Origin of the sequence: Ensifer sp. ENS06 (genome assembly GCF_014852205.1) — a bacterium.
GTDB lineage: Bacteria > Pseudomonadota > Alphaproteobacteria > Rhizobiales > Rhizobiaceae > Ensifer > Ensifer adhaerens.
On the sequence record NZ_JACVBC010000013.1, the window covers coordinates 80,523 to 99,263 of the forward strand.

Annotated in this window: 15 protein-coding genes; 9 read left to right on the forward strand and 6 right to left on the reverse strand. The window is 60.1% G+C overall.

Features of this window, described 5'->3' with window-relative positions; all coding sequences use genetic code 11:
• The first annotated feature begins 74 nt into the window (after positions 1-74).
• Positions 75-1,148 carry a porin gene (locus IB279_RS29865; protein ID WP_089045120.1) on the forward strand — a complete coding sequence of 358 codons (1,074 nt, stop codon included), beginning with the start codon at positions 75-77 and terminating at the stop codon, positions 1,146-1,148.
• A gap of 332 nt (positions 1,149-1,480) precedes the next feature.
• On the opposite strand, the gene IB279_RS29870 is transcribed toward IB279_RS29865, so the two are convergent.
• From IB279_RS29870 to IB279_RS29890, 5 genes are all read right to left on the reverse strand, one after another.
• Positions 1,481-3,370: a bifunctional sugar phosphate isomerase/epimerase/4-hydroxyphenylpyruvate dioxygenase family protein gene (locus tag IB279_RS29870; protein WP_110819251.1), complete on the reverse strand. Its 1,890-nt coding sequence runs from the start codon at positions 3,368-3,370 to the stop codon at positions 1,481-1,483.
• A 28-nt stretch (positions 3,371-3,398) separates the two neighbouring features.
• Positions 3,399-4,259 carry a shikimate dehydrogenase gene (locus tag IB279_RS29875; RefSeq protein ID WP_060530144.1) on the reverse strand — a complete coding sequence of 287 codons (861 nt, stop codon included), beginning with the start codon at positions 4,257-4,259 and terminating at the stop codon, positions 3,399-3,401.
• A gap of 91 nt (positions 4,260-4,350) precedes the next feature.
• Positions 4,351-5,367 (reverse strand): TRAP transporter substrate-binding protein, encoded by a 1,017-nt coding sequence (locus IB279_RS29880; RefSeq protein ID WP_112975571.1) that lies wholly within the window; start codon positions 5,365-5,367, stop codon positions 4,351-4,353.
• Positions 5,368-5,430: 63 nt separating this feature from the next.
• Entirely contained in the window at positions 5,431-6,711 is a 1,281-nt protein-coding gene (locus tag IB279_RS29885) for a TRAP transporter large permease subunit (protein WP_113188223.1), read from the reverse strand.
• Between the two features lie 10 nt (positions 6,712-6,721).
• Positions 6,722-7,285 (reverse strand): TRAP transporter small permease, encoded by a 564-nt coding sequence (locus tag IB279_RS29890; protein ID WP_034796497.1) that lies wholly within the window; start codon positions 7,283-7,285, stop codon positions 6,722-6,724.
• A gap of 278 nt (positions 7,286-7,563) precedes the next feature.
• On the opposite strand from IB279_RS29890, the gene IB279_RS29895 reads away from it, so the two are divergent.
• The 7 genes from IB279_RS29895 to IB279_RS29925 all read left to right on the forward strand — a co-directional run bounded on the left by IB279_RS29895 (position 7,564) and on the right by IB279_RS29925 (position 15,855).
• On the forward strand, positions 7,564-8,229 hold the full coding sequence (locus tag IB279_RS29895) for a TetR/AcrR family transcriptional regulator (RefSeq protein WP_034796499.1): 666 nt from the start codon (positions 7,564-7,566) through the stop codon (positions 8,227-8,229).
• A gap of 193 nt (positions 8,230-8,422) precedes the next feature.
• Positions 8,423-10,294, forward strand: coding sequence for a sigma-54-dependent Fis family transcriptional regulator (locus IB279_RS29900; RefSeq protein ID WP_060530147.1), 1,872 nt, complete (start codon positions 8,423-8,425; stop codon positions 10,292-10,294).
• A gap of 163 nt (positions 10,295-10,457) precedes the next feature.
• Positions 10,458-11,510, forward strand: coding sequence for a 2,3-butanediol dehydrogenase (locus IB279_RS29905; protein WP_192340408.1), 1,053 nt, complete (start codon positions 10,458-10,460; stop codon positions 11,508-11,510).
• 67 nt (positions 11,511-11,577) lie between these two features.
• Complete coding sequence (locus IB279_RS29910) at positions 11,578-13,377, forward strand: NAD(P)/FAD-dependent oxidoreductase (protein WP_029742885.1); 1,800 nt, start codon at positions 11,578-11,580, stop codon at positions 13,375-13,377.
• Positions 13,378-13,773: 396 nt separating this feature from the next.
• Positions 13,774-14,820, forward strand: coding sequence for a glutathione synthetase (locus IB279_RS29915; protein WP_029742886.1), 1,047 nt, complete (start codon positions 13,774-13,776; stop codon positions 14,818-14,820).
• Between the two features lie 129 nt (positions 14,821-14,949).
• Positions 14,950-15,198 (forward strand): hypothetical protein, encoded by a 249-nt coding sequence (locus IB279_RS29920; protein ID WP_034796515.1) that lies wholly within the window; start codon positions 14,950-14,952, stop codon positions 15,196-15,198.
• A gap of 159 nt (positions 15,199-15,357) precedes the next feature.
• Positions 15,358-15,855, forward strand: a complete 498-nt coding sequence (locus tag IB279_RS29925; RefSeq protein WP_034796517.1) for a hypothetical protein — start codon at positions 15,358-15,360, stop codon at positions 15,853-15,855.
• Positions 15,856-15,937: 82 nt separating this feature from the next.
• On the opposite strand, the gene IB279_RS29930 is transcribed toward IB279_RS29925, so the two are convergent.
• Positions 15,938-17,230, reverse strand: coding sequence for a DUF763 domain-containing protein (locus IB279_RS29930; RefSeq protein WP_060530148.1), 1,293 nt, complete (start codon positions 17,228-17,230; stop codon positions 15,938-15,940).
• A gap of 163 nt (positions 17,231-17,393) precedes the next feature.
• Here IB279_RS29930 and IB279_RS29935 point away from each other — a divergent pair, with 163 nt between their 5' ends.
• Positions 17,394-18,728: a sorbosone dehydrogenase family protein gene (locus IB279_RS29935; protein WP_090298647.1), complete on the forward strand. Its 1,335-nt coding sequence runs from the start codon at positions 17,394-17,396 to the stop codon at positions 18,726-18,728.
• Positions 18,729-18,741 lie beyond the last annotated feature (13 nt).

Genomic DNA, 18,741 nt, shown 5'->3' on the forward strand with positions numbered 1-18,741 from the left:
TTGTCCCGCACGCCACGGACGGAGCCGGCGAAGCTTTGCCAATTTTCAAGAACCGACAAGGGAACGAACTCGATATGTACAAACCAACCAGTGCTACGGCACTTCTCCTCCTGAAAGGTGCCGCAGCGGCGCTCTGCCTGATGGCCGCCACCCAAGCGGCAACGGCTGCAGACGCGGAACCGGTCGAATATGTCCGCGTCTGCGATGCCTATGGCAACGGTTTCTTCTATGTTCCGGGCACCGAAACCTGCCTGAAGATCAGCGGCTACCTGCGCCACGAGGTTGCGGCCGGCGACGATGTCTACTGGGGCGGCTCGCTCGATGGCTTGCCCGGCAAGGCGCGGGCGACACTGCGCTTCGACGCTCGCAATGAAACCGAGTTCGGTACGCTGCGCTCCTATCTGGAGACGCGCTTCGAGCACAAGGCATCTGGCGAGCGCATCTACATTTCGGAAGCGCTTATCGAGCTTGCCGGCTTCTCGGTCGGCATCGCCGATTCGCTCTTTGCCAACTGGACCTGGGGTGCCGGCAACGTCATCTACGACGACGTCATTTACTACTCGGGCGACCGCACGATGCAGGCGAGCTATACCCACGACTTCGGCAACGGCTTTTCCGCCATGGTGGGCGCAGAGGAAGGCAATGGCTCCTGGGAACTGGAGGCGGTCGACGCGTCCGGCGTGGCAAGCCGCGAGTGGTTTGACCTACGGGCCGACAGCATTCCCCACCTCCTCGGCGGGGTGAAATACGAAGCGGACCGGATGACGCTTTTCGGCATGGCGGCCTATGACACGCGCTATGATGCCTGGGCCTTCAAGGCGCGCGTCAACCTCGACGTCACCGACGCGTTCTCCCTGTTCGTCATGGCTGCCTACCAATCCGACCCGAGCCGGCCGAATTATTATGGAAGCTGGTACGGCGACTGGGCGATGTGGGGCGGCTTCTCCGCCAAGATCAGCGAGAAGGCGACGATAAACACGCAGATCGACTTCGAAGAGGACGGTACCTGGAACGCGGCGCTCAACGTTGCATACGAGGTCGTGCCGGGCTTCAAGATCACGCCGGAACTCGACTACACCGCTTTTCGCGGGTTTCGCGGACACGAGGACGCCTTCGGTGGTGTCGTGCGCTTCCAAAGAAACTTTTAAGCTTCGCGTTGAGGAACCGGCGGCGACCTTGCTGCCGGTTTTTATCCGGCTGCAGCAACGATGCGGGCTGCCCTTGCCAGAGAAACCTTCGCGCTGTGCAACTCCCTGAACGGAATCGAACCCCGCCACCAGTTGTTTCAAAGCTTACGAGTATCTCACCACTCCAAGATGAGCATTCCAGGCGGCGACTGCTCGCGGCCAGGGTCCGTTCGCACGCGGCTTGACCGGTTGAAGGGTCGTGCGCCAAAGGATTTCAGCATAGGGCATGCCATCGGCCGGGAACCGGGCGCGAACTTTCCCTAGCAACGGAAAGAATTACCATCGCTAGGCTGTCAGCCTTTTGGCAGCCCCTCTGGCCTCAGGTACTTTCGTAGCGCTGCAATGCGAAAAATCGCGTTGGCGGCTCCGTAGCCGCGATAGCCCCGTCTTTCGACGATCTCGAAGAAGAAACCTTCGCCAAAGGTCGGGCTGTAGAGCTGGTAATACTCGCCGTCCTCGTCGCGGTCATAGAGGATGTTTTCGGACTTCAGCCTTTCGACGAGTTGAACGTCGAGACCGAAGCGCGCTTCAACGTCATCGTAGTAGTTCGGCGAAATCGGTAGCGCCTTGAAACCATTGGCGCGCAATGCCTGCGCAGTCGAAAAAATGTCATTGGTGGCAAAGGCCAGATGCTGGACGCCGGAACCGAAGGTTTCGGCGATGAACCGGCCGGCCAGCGTGTTGCGATTTTCCGCGCCGTTCAGTGTCAGGCGCAACGTGCCGGCGTCATTTTCCACGACCTGGCTGCGAACGATGCCTGCTGGATCGACGATGTCGATCATCGGCGTCTTATGAGCATCGAGTAGTGATGTGTAGAAGAGCAGCCAGGTTAGCATTTCCTCATATTTTACGGTCTGAGCGATGTGATCGATGGAGCATAATCCGGCCGCGATGACAGAGCCGCCGTCGCGCACTGGCTCAAACTCGACCTCCCAGATCTTGGAGAGCTCGGATTTGTCGTCCAGAAAATAGATGAGCCCTCCGCCCACGCCGTGGATCGCCGGAACCACGAGCTCGCCTGGACCAACCGGCTGCTCGAATGGTTCTGCCCCAAGCACCCGTGCCCTTTCTACAGTCGCCGCAGCATCATCCACCATGAGGCCGAAGGCATAGGCGGACGTGCCGTGGACGAGATAGGAAGCGCTGGCAAAGCCTTCGCGCTCGGTGTTGACCACCAAATTGATGGCGCCCTGGCGATAGACCACCACTTGTTTCGTCCGATGTTGTGCTGTTTTCGTGAATCCGACTGAAACGAGCAACGCTTCGAGTTCGCCTGCTTCCTCTTCCGAGGCACTGAACTCCACGAACGCTACACCTCTCACGTCGACGCGAGGGGGCATTATGGGGACCGGCAAACGAGTATCCGGTTCGGCGCGCTTGACCTGATCCCCGAGATAAATCAGCGAGCGATATCCATCGACAGCGATCGCACTGGGGTTGCCTCCACGAAATTGGTCGTTGAAGATTTCGAGCGATAGATAGCCGTCATATCCAGTTGCCGCCACCGCGCGGGTAAAGTCTGTCACTGGGAGATCGCCCTCGCCCGGCATATTGCGGAAGTGCCGGCTCCAATACAGCAGATCCATGTCGATCAGTGGGGCATCGGCCAACTGGACTATGAAGATCTTCTCCTTCGGGATGGAGCGGATCGAGTTGATCTCGATCTTGCGCGACAGCGTATGAAAGCTGTCAAGGATCAGCCCGATACTCGGGTGATCGACGCGTCGGACGATTTCCCAGGCGTCTCGATGATCGCTGATATGACGTCCCCAGGCGAGCGCTTCGTAACCGACGCGCAAGCCCCGCTTTGCGGCCCTTTCGCCGAGTTCGCTAAAGTCCGCGGCCGCCCTGTCAATGCCACCAACGGCAGCCGGCGAGACATTGGAACAGACAAGGACGAGGTCCGTGCCAAGCTCCTCCATCAAGTCGAACTTGCGCTCGGCACGGTCGAACGTTCGGGCTCTCAACGGCTCCGGCATGCCCTCAAAATCCCGGAACGGCTGGAACAGACTGATCTCCAAACCGAAATCTCGCACCATGCGGCCGACCTGACGCGGGCTCTCGTCAAAGGCGAGGAAATCGTTCTCGAAGATTTCGACACCGGCAAAGCCCGCCTTGGCGATGGCACGCAGCTTGTCCTTGAGGTCGCCGCTGAGCGAAACCGTTGCTATCGAGGTCTTCATCACTTGCTCCTCGCTGGATTTTCAGGAATCAGCCGGTCATTGCCTTGAAATGGGCAAGCATCCGCTTTGTGTCGGGCTCAAGACCTGTAAACAGGCGAAAAGCGCCAACTGCCTGGAATACCGCCATTCCTCCACCGTCGAGCGTGCGGCATCCGCGTCGCCTCGCTTCTGAAAGCAGCGGCGTTTCGAGCGGGAAATAGACGATCTCGGCGACCCAGTGCCGCGGATCGAGAAGTTCGGCGTCAAGCGGCATCCCGGGATAGTTCGCCATGCCGGTCGGCGTGGCGTGAATCAACCCGGATGCCGATCGCATCGCAACAGAAAGGTCCGTACCGGCGGTGATGTCGGCTTCTGGAAACAAGGCGGTCAGCATCGCGGCAAGCAATCGCGCCCGTTCCGGCTCGCGATCGAAAACGATGAGACGCTTCAGGCCAAACGAAAGCGCGGCATAGGCTGTTGCGACGCCCGCACCTCCTGCTCCCAGTTGCACGCCCGAGGAAAGATCTGCATCGGGCAATCCGCGCCTGAAGCCTTCCGCAAAGCCCCACCAATCGGTGTTGTGGCCATATCGTCGCCCTCCTGTGAGCACGACCGTGTTGACGGCACCGAGCCTGTGTGCGTCTGGCGAGAGTTCATCGAGATGGGCAATGACCGCCTGCTTGCACGGATGGGTTATGTTGAGGCCGGCAAACCCCTGCCTCTCAGCGTCGGCGAGCAGCCGCGGCAGATCATTTTCCGTCGCACCAATTTCGGAAAGATCGATAAGCTCATAAGCATAGCGGAGTCCCTGAGCTGCACCTTCGGCCATGTGCATGGCGGGCGTCAACGAGGCCTGGATGCCTGCACCGATCAGGCCCGCCTTCAAGGGTCTTACAAGCGTTTCGGACATTGTTTCCGTTTCCATCTTCTGAGCCCGTTGCAAAGGGCAGCCAGCCTGCGGCCCGCCGCGACTTTGCGGGCGGGCCGAAGTATTCGCGCGGTTACTGGCCCCGCGCGGCACCTATCTCCTTGAACAACAACTGCACGGTGTCAGCGCCGATCTCGGCGCTAAACTTCTCGATCACCGGCTTGACGGCGTCGCGCAGCTTCTGCGTCTCCTCGGGACTGAATTCGCTGACCTCCATGCCTGTCTTGCGGATTTCCTCAAGGGCTGCGGTATCCGCCTCGCGCGAGACCTTGCGCTGATAGTCGCGGGCCTCGGTCGCGGCCGCCTGCAGGACGGTCTTTTCCTCGTCGTTCAGGCCATCCCAGAATTTCCTGCTGACGAGCACGATCTGCGGATTGTACTGGTGACGGGTCAGCGTCATGTATTTCTGCACTTCGTAGAATTTGGCATTCAGGATGTTTGCCGCCGGGTTCTCCTGCCCATCAACCGTCCCAGTCTCAAGCGCGGTGTAGAGTTCCGTATAAGGCAGCGGCACGGCATTCGCGCCGAGCGTGTTGAAGAGTTCGATCGGGATCGGAGATTGGATGGTGCGGATCTTCAGACCTTTGATGTCTTCAAGCTTGGTCACTGCATGGCGATTGTTCGTGAGATTGCGGAAGCCGAGTTCCCAGTATCCAAGTCCGACTAGGCCGGTATCGGGCAAAAGCTTGCTGAGGCTCTCGCCAAAGGGGCCATCCATCACCTTGTCCGCCTCCTCGCCACTATTGAAGAGGAAAGGAAGGTCGACGGCACCGAATTGCTTGACGTTGTTGGCAAGAATACCGGCGTTCAACACGGTCATCTCGATAACGCCGCCCTGGAGAGCGGAGACGGTCTGCACGTCACCACCAAGCGTGCCGCCGGGGAACAGCTTCACCTCGATCTTGCCGCCACTCTTTTCATTCACGAGCTCGGCGAACTTCTCCATGCCCGTCACTTGGGGGTGACCCTTGTTGTTGGCTGACGCGAACTTGATGGTCTGGTCGCGTATCTCTGCAAGCGTTGGCGCTGCTGCAAACAAAACGATCGGCAGGGCGACGCCCAGTGCCATTTTTGTAAATCGGTTCAACATGTTATCCTCCCAGATTGAGCCGGTAATCCCGCCGGCCTGTTGAAGCGCAATAAAAAGTTGCCGTCAGTGCCCGAACCAGGAGACCGGTACGGTCACCAGTTCTGGGAACAGGACGAGCAGGAAAAGGACGATCAGTTCGGCAATGAGGAAGGGCCACACGCCCTTCATCAGGTCCGCCATCGTCAGTTTCGAGACGCCGCAGATAACGTTGAGAACGGTGCCCACTGGCGGGGTGATCAGGCCGATCGAATTGTTGATGATAAACAGCACGCCGAAATAGACCGGGTCGATCCCCGCTTGCTTGATGATCGGCATCAGAACCGGCGTCATGACGAGGATCGTCGGTGTCATGTCCATCGCTGTCCCGACGACAACGATCAGGACCATGATTGCGATGAGCAGAAGGGTCTGGTTGTCCATCAGCGGTTCGACAAGCGCGGCAAGCGCACCGGGGACGTCTGCAACCGTAATCAGCCAGGCGGAAACGGCAGCGCAGGCAACCAGGAACATCACGACGGATGTAATTTTCGCGGCCGCTACGAAGACATGGAAGAGCTGGCCCGGCGTCAGCTCGCGGTAGATGACCATCGAGACGAACAGGGCGTAGACCGCCGCAACAACGCCGGCTTCGGTTGGCGTGAAAACACCAAACTTCAGACCAACGATGATGATCACCGGCAACAGAAGCGCCCAGACACTGTCGAGCAGCGCTCCAAGCCGCACGCGGGCGCTTTGTCTTGGCGGGAGCTCGAACTGCTCCTTGCGAGCGACGATAAGCCAAGTGATGCAAAGGGCCGCGGCGATCATCAAACCCGGGAAAATGCCCGCAAGAAAGAGCTTGGTGATCGAGACGCCGCCAACCACACCATAGAGGATGAAGCCGATCGACGGCGGAATGATAGGCCCGATGATCGATGCAGAGGCAAGCAGCCCTCCGGCGCGCGCCGGATCATGACCGCTCTTCAGCATCATCGGCAGAAGCAGCGCGCCGAGGGCCGCCGCGTCGGCGACAGCTGAACCAGAGAGGCTGGAAAGAATGCAGGCGGCAAAGATCGCCACGAAGCCGAGGCCGCCGCGGATGTGACCGACCATGGCCATCGCCAGGGCGACGATGCGGCGGGAAAGCCCGCCGGTGTTCATGACCTCGCCTGCAAGCAGGAAGAAGGGCACGGCCATCAACGGAAAGCTGTCGGCGCCGTTCAAGACGTTTTGGGCGACGATCTGTGCATCGAAGAGCCCGAGAAAGAGCATCAGGGCGACGCCGCTGATGATCAGCGCAAATGCAATCGGCACGCCGAGCGCCATGGGGCCGAGAAGTGCGCCAAGGAAGATGGTGACCGTCATCGGCTCGTCCTCAGCGTTTGACGGGCAGCGGCCCGAGCGTGGCCGTGGGGTGTGGGTCAAGCGCCACTTCGTCTTCGCTGTCGCGCACCAGTTCCGCCGTCGTCACGTCGATGCGTCCGGTCGCGATGGCGAAAGCGTCGGCAAGCAGGATGAGGAATGCGGGTACCCCAAAGGCGAGACCGGCCCCGTAGAAGAAGCCCATGGAAAGCCCAGTCGCAGGCGCGCCGACATGCAGGTTGATGAGCGTCTGCGTCCAGCTGCCGCTGATCATCAGCCAGGTAGCGTAGAGCATCAACACATGGCCAAGAAGCACCGCGACCTTCGCGGCGGCCGGCGGCAGTCGTTTGATGAGCGTATCAACGCCGAGATGCCCGTGTTCGCGCAAGGCAACCACGGCGCCAAGAAACGTGAGCCAGACGAAGAAGATGCGTGATAGCTCCTCAGAGACCGTGATGCCCTGATTGAACGCATAGCGCAAAACGACGTTGCCGAAGACGAGGACGACCATGCCGGCAAGCAGCAAGGCAATCGCCACCTTCAGCGCGAAGAAATAGAAATCGATAATGCGGATCATGCGCTCCTCCCAAAGCGGAGTGCCGTCTTGGCGCCCGCGCATCACATTGGCGTCACGGGGCGGCGTCAGGGCACCGGTGCGAACACATCCTCCTCAAGTCGTCTTCGCCACTACAAAATGTACGAACTAGTACGTATGTCAAGCAGACTCTCTTGAAAGACCCCCGTAACCTCAATATGAATCTCACGGGAGGCGGTGTGGCGAGCCTCTGCGCTCGCCCGTTTCGATTTGGTTTCATTGGAAAATTTCGGCGAGTGCCGGGGGAGTGATGAAAAAGAATGGCGGGGCGGGTTGAGGCAAGTCGGAAGAACGATCCGGAACGCACCAAGGAAGACATCCTTGTCGTCGCTACGGAAGAGTTCTCGACGCACGGCCTTGCGGGCGGACGCGTTGACGCGATCGCAGAACGGACCCGAACCTCCAAGCGCATGATCTATTACTATTTCGGGGGCAAGGAGGGACTTTACCTGTCCGTGCTTGAGCGCGCCTATCGCAAGATCCGCACGCTCGAGGAGGACCTGAAGCTTTCAAGCCTTGCCCCGGAAGAGGCGTTGCGTACGCTAATTTCCAGCACATTCGACCACGACGAGGCCAATCCCGACTTTGTGCGATTGGTCAGCATCGAAAACATCCACCACGCAGCGCATATGCTTCGGTCGGAAGCGATCCGTGATCTGAATGTCTCGGTCATCGAAACGATCGCGGGCATTCTGGACCGCGGTATCGCTGAGGGTGCGTTCAAGCGAAAGGCCGACCCGATAGATGTGCATATGCTGATCAGTGCCTTCTGCTTCTTCCGGGTTTCGAACCGATATACATTCGGAACTATCTTTCGCAGGGATCTTTCCGAATCGGCCACGATCGGCCGCCATCGCCGAATGATCGCCGACGCCGTGATCAGCTACCTCCAGACGGAGGAAGGGGCAGCGAACCCCATATCCTAGGGCTATCGCGCATGGGATGGGAAGCACTCAGGCAATGGGGTGTTAATGCCAGAACGCTGCCGATCTCAACGACGTGCAGCCCAGACCTCGATAGGCCTCGTCGGCAAGCGCTTGGCTGACGCACGTCACCGTCCACCGTTGGCTTGACGTTGTCGATGAGAGTGTGTCAGCTTTCCCGCCAGGAGGGCGCTCGATGTCGACGTCGCTGTCGCATATTCGTGAGATAGAACGAGTCGCCTCCGGGGCCGCGAGCCCACGCGACGAGCCCGTCGTCCAATCCTGGCTTCGCTGCCTCAATGATTACAAGCTGGATCCGACGATCGCGCAGGAAGCCTATATCGTTCCGGGATCGAAGCTGCGCGAGCATCGCGAACAGGCGGAAGAACTGATCCGCATCGGGCGTTCCGGGCTTGAAGGGCTGTTCAACCAAGTCGCCGAACAGAACTATGTCCTGTTGCTGTCCGATGCCCGCGGCGTCACCGTCGATTTCATGGGGGATCCGACCTTCGACAATCAGCTGCGCAAGGCGGGCCTCTATCTCGGCTCGGAGTGGTCTGAGAGCCGGGCGGGCACCTGTGCCGTCGGGGCGTGCATCGTCTCCGGCCAGCCGGTCATCATCCATCAGGACGATCATTTCGACGCGAGCCATATCGGTCTGACCTGTACGGCGGCGCCGGTCTTCGACACGCTCGGCGATCTGACCGCCGTGCTCGACATCTCCCAGCTCCGGTCGCCCACTGCCAAGGCAAGCCAGCAGCTGGCGCTGCATCTGGTATCCGCCACTGCGCGGCGGATCGAGCTTGCCAACCTCATGACCCGCACCCGCAACGACTGGGTCCTGCGGCTTGCCCGCTCCCCGGAATTCCTGGATGTCGACCCGGACGCCGCCATCGCCCTCGACGGCAGCGGCCGCATCACCGGCATGACCCATGGTGGCTTCGGCGCACTCGCCCGCTCGATGAACATCCGCGGCCTCCAGACACGCAATTTCCTCGGCCTTCCGCTCTCGGAGGTGTTCGATATCGACGTGGACGATTTGCCCAACTTCATGCGCGGTCGTCCGAACGGCGAACGCTTGCTGAGAGCCAAGAGCGGCCTAGTCCTATTCGCCAGCGCCATCGCGCCCGTCGTCAGCCTGCGCACGCCCGCCGCGCCCGAAGCGCGCCTCCCCCGAGCCCTGCGCGATCTCAGCCAGGGCGACGCGACAATGGAACGGGTGCAGACCCGCGCGGCAAAATTGGCCACACGCCGCATCCCAATTCTCATTCAAGGGGAGACGGGCAGCGGCAAGGAGTATCTTGCTCGCGCGATCCATGACAGCTGCGGCGACAATGGCAATTTCGTCGCCGTAAATTGCGCAGCCATTCCCGAACATCTCATCGAATCCGAACTGTTCGGCTACGCACCCGGTGCCTTCACGGGCGCCAGCCAGAAAGGTAAGCGCGGCCTGATCGAGGATGCGGACGGTGGCACCCTGTTCCTCGACGAGATCGGCGACATGCCGTTCACGCTGCAAAGCCGGCTGTTGCGCGTGCTCTCGGAAAATGAGATTCAGCCGATTGGGGCGCTGAAGGCCCGGCCAATCCGCCTGCGCGTCGTCTCCGCCTCCCACCGCGATCTGGCGGAACTGGTTAAGCAGGGCCGTTTCCGGGAAGACCTCTATTACCGCCTGAACGCCGCAACGCTCTCGCTCCCCGCCTTGCGAGAGCGTCAGGATCTTAGCTGGCTGATCGATCAATTACGCGCTCGTGTCGAGAAGGAGAACCACGAGTCCTACCGCATCGACAAGACGGCTCGGGCGGCCTTGCTCGCGCATGAATGGCCCGGAAATCTGCGTGAGCTTTCCAATGTTCTGCGCGTGGCCGCGGCCCTTTCCGAAAATGGTCTCATCGATAGCGAGTGCCTGCCGGAACATCTCTTCTCCGAAGCCATCCACTCGTTGCCCGGCGAGGATGATGCGTTACGCCAGGCACTCAGGGACTGCGGCGACAACGTTTCGGCGCTTGCGAGAAAGCTCGGCGTCAACCGTTCCACGATCCACCGCCGTCTGAAGCGGCTCAACTGACGCAACGCCTGCAACACCTGTTGCACCCGGACTGTTGCATTTTCGGTGACTTTCGCTCCCGTCACGTTTCAAGCCTTTGATATCACAAACAAAATATACGCAGTTGCGATCTGGCATGCTGCTTGCTGCCTCTCCTGTGCAAGAACAAACAGGAGGAAACACAATGAAAGCTCTGCGCTTTCACGCCGCCAAGGACCTACGCATTGACGATGTCGACGCTCCGCCTGCCCCTGGCCCCGGTGAGGTACTGGTGGAAAATCGTTTCTGCGGCATCTGCGGGACCGATCTGCACGAATACGCCTATGGCCCGATCTTCATCCCGAAGGAACCGCATCCCTTCACGGGTGCTCATGGACCGCAGATCCTCGGCCATGAATTCGGCGGCGTCGTGAAGGCGATCGGCGAAGGGGTTAGCCATGTGAAGCCGGGCGACAGGGTCTCCGTCCAGCCGCTGATCATGCCGCGCCGCGGAGACTATTATGCCGATCGTGGTCTGTTTCACCTGAGCGCCAACCTGGCACTGGCCGGCCTATCCTGGCACTCCGGCGGAATGGCGGAAGCGGCGCTGCTCAACGACTACAATGTCCAGCCCATTCCCGATGCGCTATCCGACGAAGAAGCCGCTCTGATAGAGCCGACCGCAGTCGCCGTATATGCGTGCGATCGCGGCAGCGTCACCGCCGGCAACAGCGTGCTGGTCACGGGCGCAGGACCGATCGGCATTCTCGTTGCCATGGCAGCGCGGGCAGCCGGCGCGTCGAAGATTTTTCTCTCCGATCTCAACGAGACGCGGCTTTCACTGGCGAAGGAAGCACTCCGCGAGGTCCGCACCATCAATCCCAAGATCGAGGCCGAAACCGAGGGCGGCGTTGGCTGCGATGTCGCCATCGAATGCGTCGGCAACGAACATGCGCTCAAGAACTGCGCGAGCGCAGTGCGCAAGCAGGGCGTCGTCGTGCAGACCGGCCTTCATCCAGGCGAGAACCCGCTGAACTGGTTTGACGTGACCTTCAAGGACATCGATATCCGCGGTTCCTGGGCCTATCCGACCCACTACTGGCCGCGCGTGGCGCGCCTGATCGCGAGCGGCCAAATACCGGCTCGCCGCATCGTCACCAAACATGTCTCACTGAGCGAAGCTGTTTCGGCAGGGTTCGACCAGTTGCTCGATCCCGCCGGTACGCACCTGAAAATACTGATCGACCTCAAGCGTTAGGCCGGTCCCCATTGCGGGACGGTTGAGGAGCCGTTCCGTTTGTCATCACAGAGCAGGAGGATAAAGGATGCTCGAGAAGACCCCCACCACCCGCGTTCAGGCACAGCTTGATGCCCTTGGCGCTGCACTCGAAACCGGCCGTATCGACGATGCGGTCAACCTCTTTGCAGAGGAATGCTACTGGCGCGACCTCGTCGCCTTCACCTGGAACCTCAAGACTGTCGAAGGCCGGGACGAGGTGCGCGACATGCTTCAGGCACAGCTTGCCTCTGCAAAACCCTCCAACTGGCGCGTCGCCGCCGGCGAAGAAGCAACCGAGGCGGATGGCGTGCTTGAAAGCTGGATCTCGTTCGAGACGGCAACCGGACGCGGCTACGGCCTCGTGCGCATCAAGAACGGCCTGATCTGGACGCTGCTGACGGCACTGGCCGAACTCAAGGGCCACGAGGAGAAATCCGGCTTTACCCGGCCACTTGGCGCCAAGCACGGCCAGAATGTCGGCACGAAAACCTGGAAGGAGGAGCGCGAGCACGAGGAGCGCACGCTCGGCTATGAGACGCAACCCTATGTCGTGATCATCGGCGGCGGACAGGGCGGCATTGCGCTCGGGGCCCGGCTTCGCCAACTTGGCGTGCCCACCATCATCCTCGAAAAGAACGACCGGCCAGGCGACAGCTGGCGCAAGCGCTACAAGTCGCTCTGCCTGCATGACCCCGTCTGGTACGACCACCTGCCCTACATCGATTTCCCGAAGAACTGGCCGGTCTTCGCACCGAAGGACAAGATTGGCGACTGGCTGGAATTCTATACCAAGGTGATGGAGCTGAACTACTGGACACGCTCCACCGCCAAATCGGCAAAATGGGACGAAGCCGCGAAGGAATGGACCATCGTCGTTGACCGCGACGGTGAGGAAGTGGTGTTGCGGCCAAAGCAGCTCGTCTTTGCGACCGGCATGTCTGGCAAGGCCAACATTCCGAATTTCAACGGCCGTGAGCGCTTTGTTGGTGACCAGCATCATTCCTCGCAGCACCCGGGGCCGGATGGCTACAAGGGCAAGAAGGTCGTTGTGATCGGTTCCAACAATTCGGCCCACGACATCTGTGCCGCGCTGTACGAGGCGGGCGTCGACGTCACGATGATCCAGCGCTCGACGACCCATATCGTCAAGTCCGACACGCTGATGGATATCGGCCTCGGTGGGCTTTATTCGGAACAGGCGCTGGCCAACGGCGTAACGACGGGCAAGGCGGATCTCATCTTCGCGTCGCTTCCCTACCGGATCATGCACGAGTTCCAGATCCCGCTTTACGACAAGATGCGCGAGCGCGACGCCGATTTCTACGCGGCGCTGGAAAAGGCGGGCTTCCAACTCGATTGGGGCGCGGATGGCTCAGGTCTCTTCATGAAGTACCTGCGCCGCGGGTCCGGATACTACATCGATATCGGCGCGTCGCAGCTGATCATCGACGGCAAGGTGAAGCTTGCCGCAGGACAGGTGGAAGAGATCACCGAAACCTCGATAAAACTGGCTGACGGCAAGGAGATCCCGGCCGACGTCATCGTCTATGCGACGGGCTACGGCTCGATGAATGGCTGGGTCGCCGATCTCATCGACCAGGAGACAGCCGACAGGGTCGGCAAGGTCTGGGGACTTGGCTCCGATACGCCGAAGGACCCCGGCCCCTGGGAGGGCGAGCAGCGCAACATGTGGAAGCCCACGCAACAGGATGCCCTGTGGTTCCATGGTGGTAACTTGCACCAATCGCGCCATTATTCGCAGTACCTGTCACTGCAACTGAAGGCACGATTGGAGGGTATTCAGACGCCGGTTTACGGTCTGCAAAGCGTCCATCACAAGCGCTGAACCATTTAAGAGGCAGAGGGAGCTTGAGCGCCCTCTGCCTGTCGGTGTGTCCGCGTGCAGGCACCCCAGTGCGGCTGTGTGCCATGCGGACATAGCCAGGAGATTGACGCTGAGCCCGCACTTAATCCTCGTCCGAGACTTGCCAGACCCTCCGGTCCGAACATTAGAGACATCACCTAGCTGGAACCCTGGCCATCGGGTTAGGGCGCATCTGCGGAGACAATCAAGACTGACAGGAACCAGTAGCAGCGAGGAGCGTTAATGCAACGGATCCTTCATGTCGTCTTCAGGTTGGGTCTAACGCGAGCCCCACACGCTTCGGGCCCCTAAAGTCGCCTTCGGGGCCATTGTACCGGATGTGGCCGGTTGCACCCTTGTCTTAAGCCAGGAGCCCCCATGCGCATCGCCTTCCTTGTCAACGCGATCGAAACCGAAAGGCCGTCCTATACGACAACATCCTTGGCGCTTGCTGCGCTTGCTCGTGGCCATGAGGTCCTCTACATCACGCCGGGTGACTTCATACTTGGGCCCGACGACGCATTGATGATCCGGGCGGCACATCTTGGCGACGCACGCCCCAAGAAGTCCGAAACTCTGCTACGCGCTTTGATCGCGCCCGAACAGCAAAGAGCCCTTGTCAATGTTGAAGAGGTGGATGTTCTGTTCTTACGGAACGATCCGTCGCTGGATGCCGATACTCGCCCCTGGGCCGCGCATGCGGGTGCAAATTTTGGTCGGCTTGCCGCAGAAAGAGGCACGATCGTCGTCAACGACCCATGTGGTCTGGCCTTGGCGCAAGACAAGCTTTACTTCCAGGATTTCCCGGCCATCGTTCGTCCGACCACTTTGATTTCCAAGGACATCGAGGAGATCAGGGCGTTTATCGACGATCATTCAGACGGCGTAATCATCAAACCGCTACAGGGATCTGGCGGCAAGAACGTTTTTCGGGTCGGAAGCAGCACCGAATCCAACCTCAATCAAATCATCGATGCGGTGGGTGAGGTCGGCTATCTCATTGCGCAATGTTACCTTCCGAAGGCGTCGGAAGGAGATACCAGATTGTTTCTCATGAACGGGCGACCTTTGCAGCGCGGCGACGTCTACGCTGCGTTCAGGCGCGTTCCCGCGAAGGGAGACGTGCGCTCCAATATTCACGCGCGTGGGACGCCAAAACGGGCGCATGTGACAAAGGAAATGCTGGCGATCGCCGAGACCTTACGCCCGAAGCTTGTCGAAGATGGCATGTTCCTGGTCGGCCTCGACATCGTCGGCGACAAGCTGCTTGAGATAAACGTGTTCACGCCCGGTGGTCTCCAGACCATTCGTGAACTCTACGACGTCGACTTCTGCGAGGACATCCTCGAGTCGCTGGAGAACAAAATTGCGACCAGGAAGACGTATCAAGGAGCGTTGAACAACCGGATCTTGTCGACCCACTAGGACTTTGCCGAAGAACTCTGGGCACAAGGTCGCTAGCAAATTGGTGCTTTAAAAAAGATCTTTCCAAGGATTCGGAACCGATGGCGCTGTCCTCGGTTTCTCCTGCATACGCGATAGGAGAAGAAGGCGATGGCCAAAGACGACGATCTAAAAGCCGGCTTTACCGGCACACCCGAAGAACCTCTCGCTGGCGTTCGCAAAGCTGCGCAGACAGCCACCGAAGCAGTGAAGAGAGAGACGAGCGCTGTCGCGACTGCCGCAGCAGATCATCCTCACACCGCGACCACTCTCGGATTGCTGATCGGCGCCCTCGCCTTTACCATCGGCTACGTCGTGGGACGGTCATCGGTCGATACCGGGCGGGGATACTGGCGATAGATCCGCCAGCCGGCGAAGCTGATGTTCGCCGGCGCCTCTCAAATCACGATAACTCCCTCGTTACCATGAATTTAGGCGCCGCTAATATCTATTGACTATAGCGTGCACTATGCAAGGCTGAAAGCTCTTGATTGTGTCGTGACGCTGTAGGGTTTCTTCATGTTCTTGGTCCGCACCGATCTCGATGTCGCCATCACACGATGGCGCGAGATCATCTTGACTTCCTTGCCGTGGGACCAACTTGGCGGCTACGTTGCGTTGCGCAAGCATGATTTGACAATCGAACTTCACAACCTCGATGAGGATAGCGATCTGCTCGTCTTTGCCACCGATGGCGAAGTTCTGGCCAGCCGGTTCCGTTCAGCTTATCCCTTTGTGGTGACATACGGGAGGAATCCCGGCTACCCGCTGGAATACCTGGTCTGGCTTTCATTCCACATGCAAGCGAACTTCGATCGGTTGGGTGTCCTGGAGATGAGCGCGACTTACGAGGACGAAGAGGGCGACATCGAAAGCATGTCTGCCATGGCGATGGGCTTCTCGCGTCAGGCCGACCTTGACGACTTTATAGCGCGGTTCGACGGCAAGGACCTGAGCCAGGATTTGTTGTTCGGCTATGACGCTTATCTATTGGAGGTGGGAGAGAAGATCGGCTAAGGCATCCTTCCCCAAGGAATATCTCGCTCCCGCCCCTCGACTGAAGCTCATCTCGCTGAACCAGCGCCGGCCACTCGATTTTCTAGCGTGCCTGACGGTGAGCGTTCGACGGCGTCGGTTCCAGCGACTTCTGCTCGGCCGATCCGCCAGTCTCCTCCCATCCAAACACACTGCGACCGCCCCATTCGGGCGAGTGGCGAAACTCTCCGGCAACAATTTCCTTGAGGTCCGGGCCGGTGGCGTATCTTTCGAGCTGCCGTGCCTGGTCGTCAAGACGCTTCAGCGCCTCCAGTTCCTCGCCAAGTCCGAGCCGCGCTTTCGTCACGGCCGATCGCATGACCGCGATCGTGTGGTCGTACACCTTGAGGGGCACGGGAAACGGATGGCGGTCCTTGCCACCGTGCGCAAGCGAAAACCGGGCCGGATCGGCGAAACGGCAAGGCGCGCCATGAACGACTTCAGCCACCATCGCGAGCGCGTTGACCGTGCGGGCACCGACGCCCGGAACCATCAAAAGCTGCTCGAAATCTTCCGGCCCGCGATCGGCAGCCGCAGAAAGTGTCGCATGCAGCCGTCGCATGTTGACGTTTTCCTCCCGTACGTCGTGATGTGCCGGCATCACGAGATGTGGGAGCAACGGCTGATCGGCCTCCTTCGGTTTAACCTTTGGATCCAGAGCGACGACTTCCCGGACAATTCGGTCAGGCCCAAGCGATGCCAAAAGCTCAAGCTGCCCGTGGCGTGATGCGGCAGCCCGTCTGTCTGCGAGATTGACGATTTCCCCCTGACCTTTTCCCTCGATCGCCGCATGGGGAGAGTCGACGAAGCTGGAAACGCCCTCCGACAACCAATGATAGCGCCGGGCCTGGCGTTTATCGCCGTTCATGCCTTGCTGTACCACCACCCATTTGCCATCGTCAGCGACGATGAAACCGTGCAGGTAGAGGTCGAAGCCGTCCTGGACCGCGGCACTATCGACCTTTGCAACAAGCCGGCTGGTGGCCGCAAGGCCGGCACCATCGATGCCGACGCGGTTGCCGATGGCGATCAGTTCGTCTGGCGTCTGCCGCGAATGTCGTCCGCGACCGCCGCAGACGCTTATCCCGAGATCCCGCGAACGAGGAGCGAGACCGCGCTTGAGAGCGCCGATGACGCTGGTGGTGATGCCGGATGAGTGCCAATCCATGCCCATGACGCAGCCGAAGGACTGGAACCAGAAAGGATGGGCCAGACGGCGCAGAAACTCGTCACGGCCGTATTCGATGACGATGGCTTCGGCGATGATCGTCCCGAGCTTCGTCATGCGATCGCCGAGCCACGGGGGAACCCTGCCGCCATGAAGAGGGAGATCTGCACTTCCAGCTCGCTGAACCATTCGTGTCTTATAGGCCGCTTACAGGCATTGTGACAGGGGAAAGTTCTTCAAACGTTCCTACCGCCGGGAACAAGTCGCAACCCTTGCTGTTTTGTGGTTGGAATGTTGCGAGGCGCCGTTGCGTCTCACGATGAGATGGGCCAATCCCTGCGGAGGCCTTCCAATGCAAAACCGTTTCCCGTGTGCGGCAGTCGTCATCCTCCTAACCGCAGCTTTACTGGCGGGTTGCGCCAACGTCTCAGCCAGGCAGACAGCGAGCAACACCGGCAAGGTTGGATACGGTTCGGATCCGGTTCTGCCAAAACCACGCCCAACCGTGATCCCGACGGTCAACATCGCCGATGCGACCGGGTGGCGGGGCGGAGAACATCCACTCGCTGCCAAAGGATTGAAGGTCAACGCCTTTGCGACGAATTTTGACCATCCGCGCTGGCTGCGCGTCCTTCCCAACGGTGACGTTCTGGTGGCCGAAAGCAATGCTCCGGCCAAACACGACGAGGGCTTCAGCCTGAAGAAGGTCTTCATGAGCGCGGCCATGAAGCGCGCTGGCGCCGCCACACCAAGCGCAAACAGGATCACGCTGCTTCGCGACACCGATGGCGACGGGGTGGCCGACGTGCGGACCACGTTCGCCGAAGGTCTCAACTCGCCGTTCGGCATGACGCTGTCGCGGGGCAAGCTCTATGTCGCCAACACCGACGCTCTCGTCGCCTTCCCCTATTCGAACGGACAGACCCGGATCACGGCGCCGCCGCAAAAGATCGCGGATCTACCGGCCGGCGATCTCAATCACCATTGGACCAAGGATGTGATCGCAAGCCCGGACGGCCGCAAGCTCTACGTTACGGTCGGCTCCAACAGCAATGTTGCCGAAAACGGCATGGCCGTCGAACGGCACCGTGCAGCCGTGCTCGAGATCGACAAGGCAAGCGGCCACATGCGCCCCTTCGCCTCGGGCCTGCGCAATCCCAACGGGCTCTCCTGGAACCCTCAGAATGGAAAGCTGTGGGTCGCGGTCAACGAACGCGACGAACTCGGTGACGATCTCGTCCCGGACTACATGACATCCGTGCGCGATGGCGCCTTCTATGGCTGGCCCTACAGCTACTTCGGCCAGAACGTCGACACCCGCGTCAGGCCGCAGCGTCCTGACCTCGTCGCAAGGGCCATCAAGCCCGACTACGCGCTGGGCGCCCACACGGCATCATTGGGACTGGTGTTCTCGAGGGGCTCGTCGCTCGGCCCCACCTATTCGAACGGCGCATTCGTTGGACAGCATGGCTCCTGGAACCGAAGCGTACCCAGCGGCTACAAGGTCATCTTCGTCCCGTTTTTGAATGGCAAGCCCAGCGGCCGGCCAAAAGATGTCCTCACCGGGTTCGTCGGCAAAGGCGGCAGCGCCATGGGGCGCCCGGCCGGCGTGGCAATCGATAAGACGGGTAGTTTGCTGGTTGCCGACGATGTCGGCAATGTCGTGTGGCGTGTCAGCAGAGAATGACCTTTTGCCTGTT

What these genes read in the sequence shown, in the direction of transcription:
- IB279_RS29865 (WP_089045120.1), top strand. Translation starts at nt 75, where the DNA reads ATGTACAAACCAACCAGTGCTACGGCACTTCTCCTCCTGAAAGGTGCC.
- IB279_RS29870 (WP_110819251.1), bottom strand. Translation starts at nt 3,370, where the DNA reads ATGAAGACCTCGATAGCAACGGTTTCGCTCAGCGGCGACCTCAAGGAC.
- IB279_RS29875 (WP_060530144.1), bottom strand. Translation starts at nt 4,259, where the DNA reads ATGTCCGAAACGCTTGTAAGACCCTTGAAGGCGGGCCTGATCGGTGCA.
- IB279_RS29880 (WP_112975571.1), bottom strand. Translation starts at nt 5,367, where the DNA reads ATGTTGAACCGATTTACAAAAATGGCACTGGGCGTCGCCCTGCCGATC.
- IB279_RS29885 (WP_113188223.1), bottom strand. Translation starts at nt 6,711, where the DNA reads ATGACGGTCACCATCTTCCTTGGCGCACTTCTCGGCCCCATGGCGCTC.
- IB279_RS29890 (WP_034796497.1), bottom strand. Translation starts at nt 7,285, where the DNA reads ATGATCCGCATTATCGATTTCTATTTCTTCGCGCTGAAGGTGGCGATT.
- IB279_RS29895 (WP_034796499.1), top strand. Translation starts at nt 7,564, where the DNA reads ATGGCGGGGCGGGTTGAGGCAAGTCGGAAGAACGATCCGGAACGCACC.
- IB279_RS29900 (WP_060530147.1), top strand. Translation starts at nt 8,423, where the DNA reads ATGTCGACGTCGCTGTCGCATATTCGTGAGATAGAACGAGTCGCCTCC.
- IB279_RS29905 (WP_192340408.1), top strand. Translation starts at nt 10,458, where the DNA reads ATGAAAGCTCTGCGCTTTCACGCCGCCAAGGACCTACGCATTGACGAT.
- IB279_RS29910 (WP_029742885.1), top strand. Translation starts at nt 11,578, where the DNA reads ATGCTCGAGAAGACCCCCACCACCCGCGTTCAGGCACAGCTTGATGCC.
- IB279_RS29915 (WP_029742886.1), top strand. Translation starts at nt 13,774, where the DNA reads ATGCGCATCGCCTTCCTTGTCAACGCGATCGAAACCGAAAGGCCGTCC.
- IB279_RS29920 (WP_034796515.1), top strand. Translation starts at nt 14,950, where the DNA reads ATGGCCAAAGACGACGATCTAAAAGCCGGCTTTACCGGCACACCCGAA.
- IB279_RS29925 (WP_034796517.1), top strand. Translation starts at nt 15,358, where the DNA reads ATGTTCTTGGTCCGCACCGATCTCGATGTCGCCATCACACGATGGCGC.
- IB279_RS29930 (WP_060530148.1), bottom strand. Translation starts at nt 17,230, where the DNA reads ATGGTTCAGCGAGCTGGAAGTGCAGATCTCCCTCTTCATGGCGGCAGG.
- IB279_RS29935 (WP_090298647.1), top strand. Translation starts at nt 17,394, where the DNA reads ATGCAAAACCGTTTCCCGTGTGCGGCAGTCGTCATCCTCCTAACCGCA.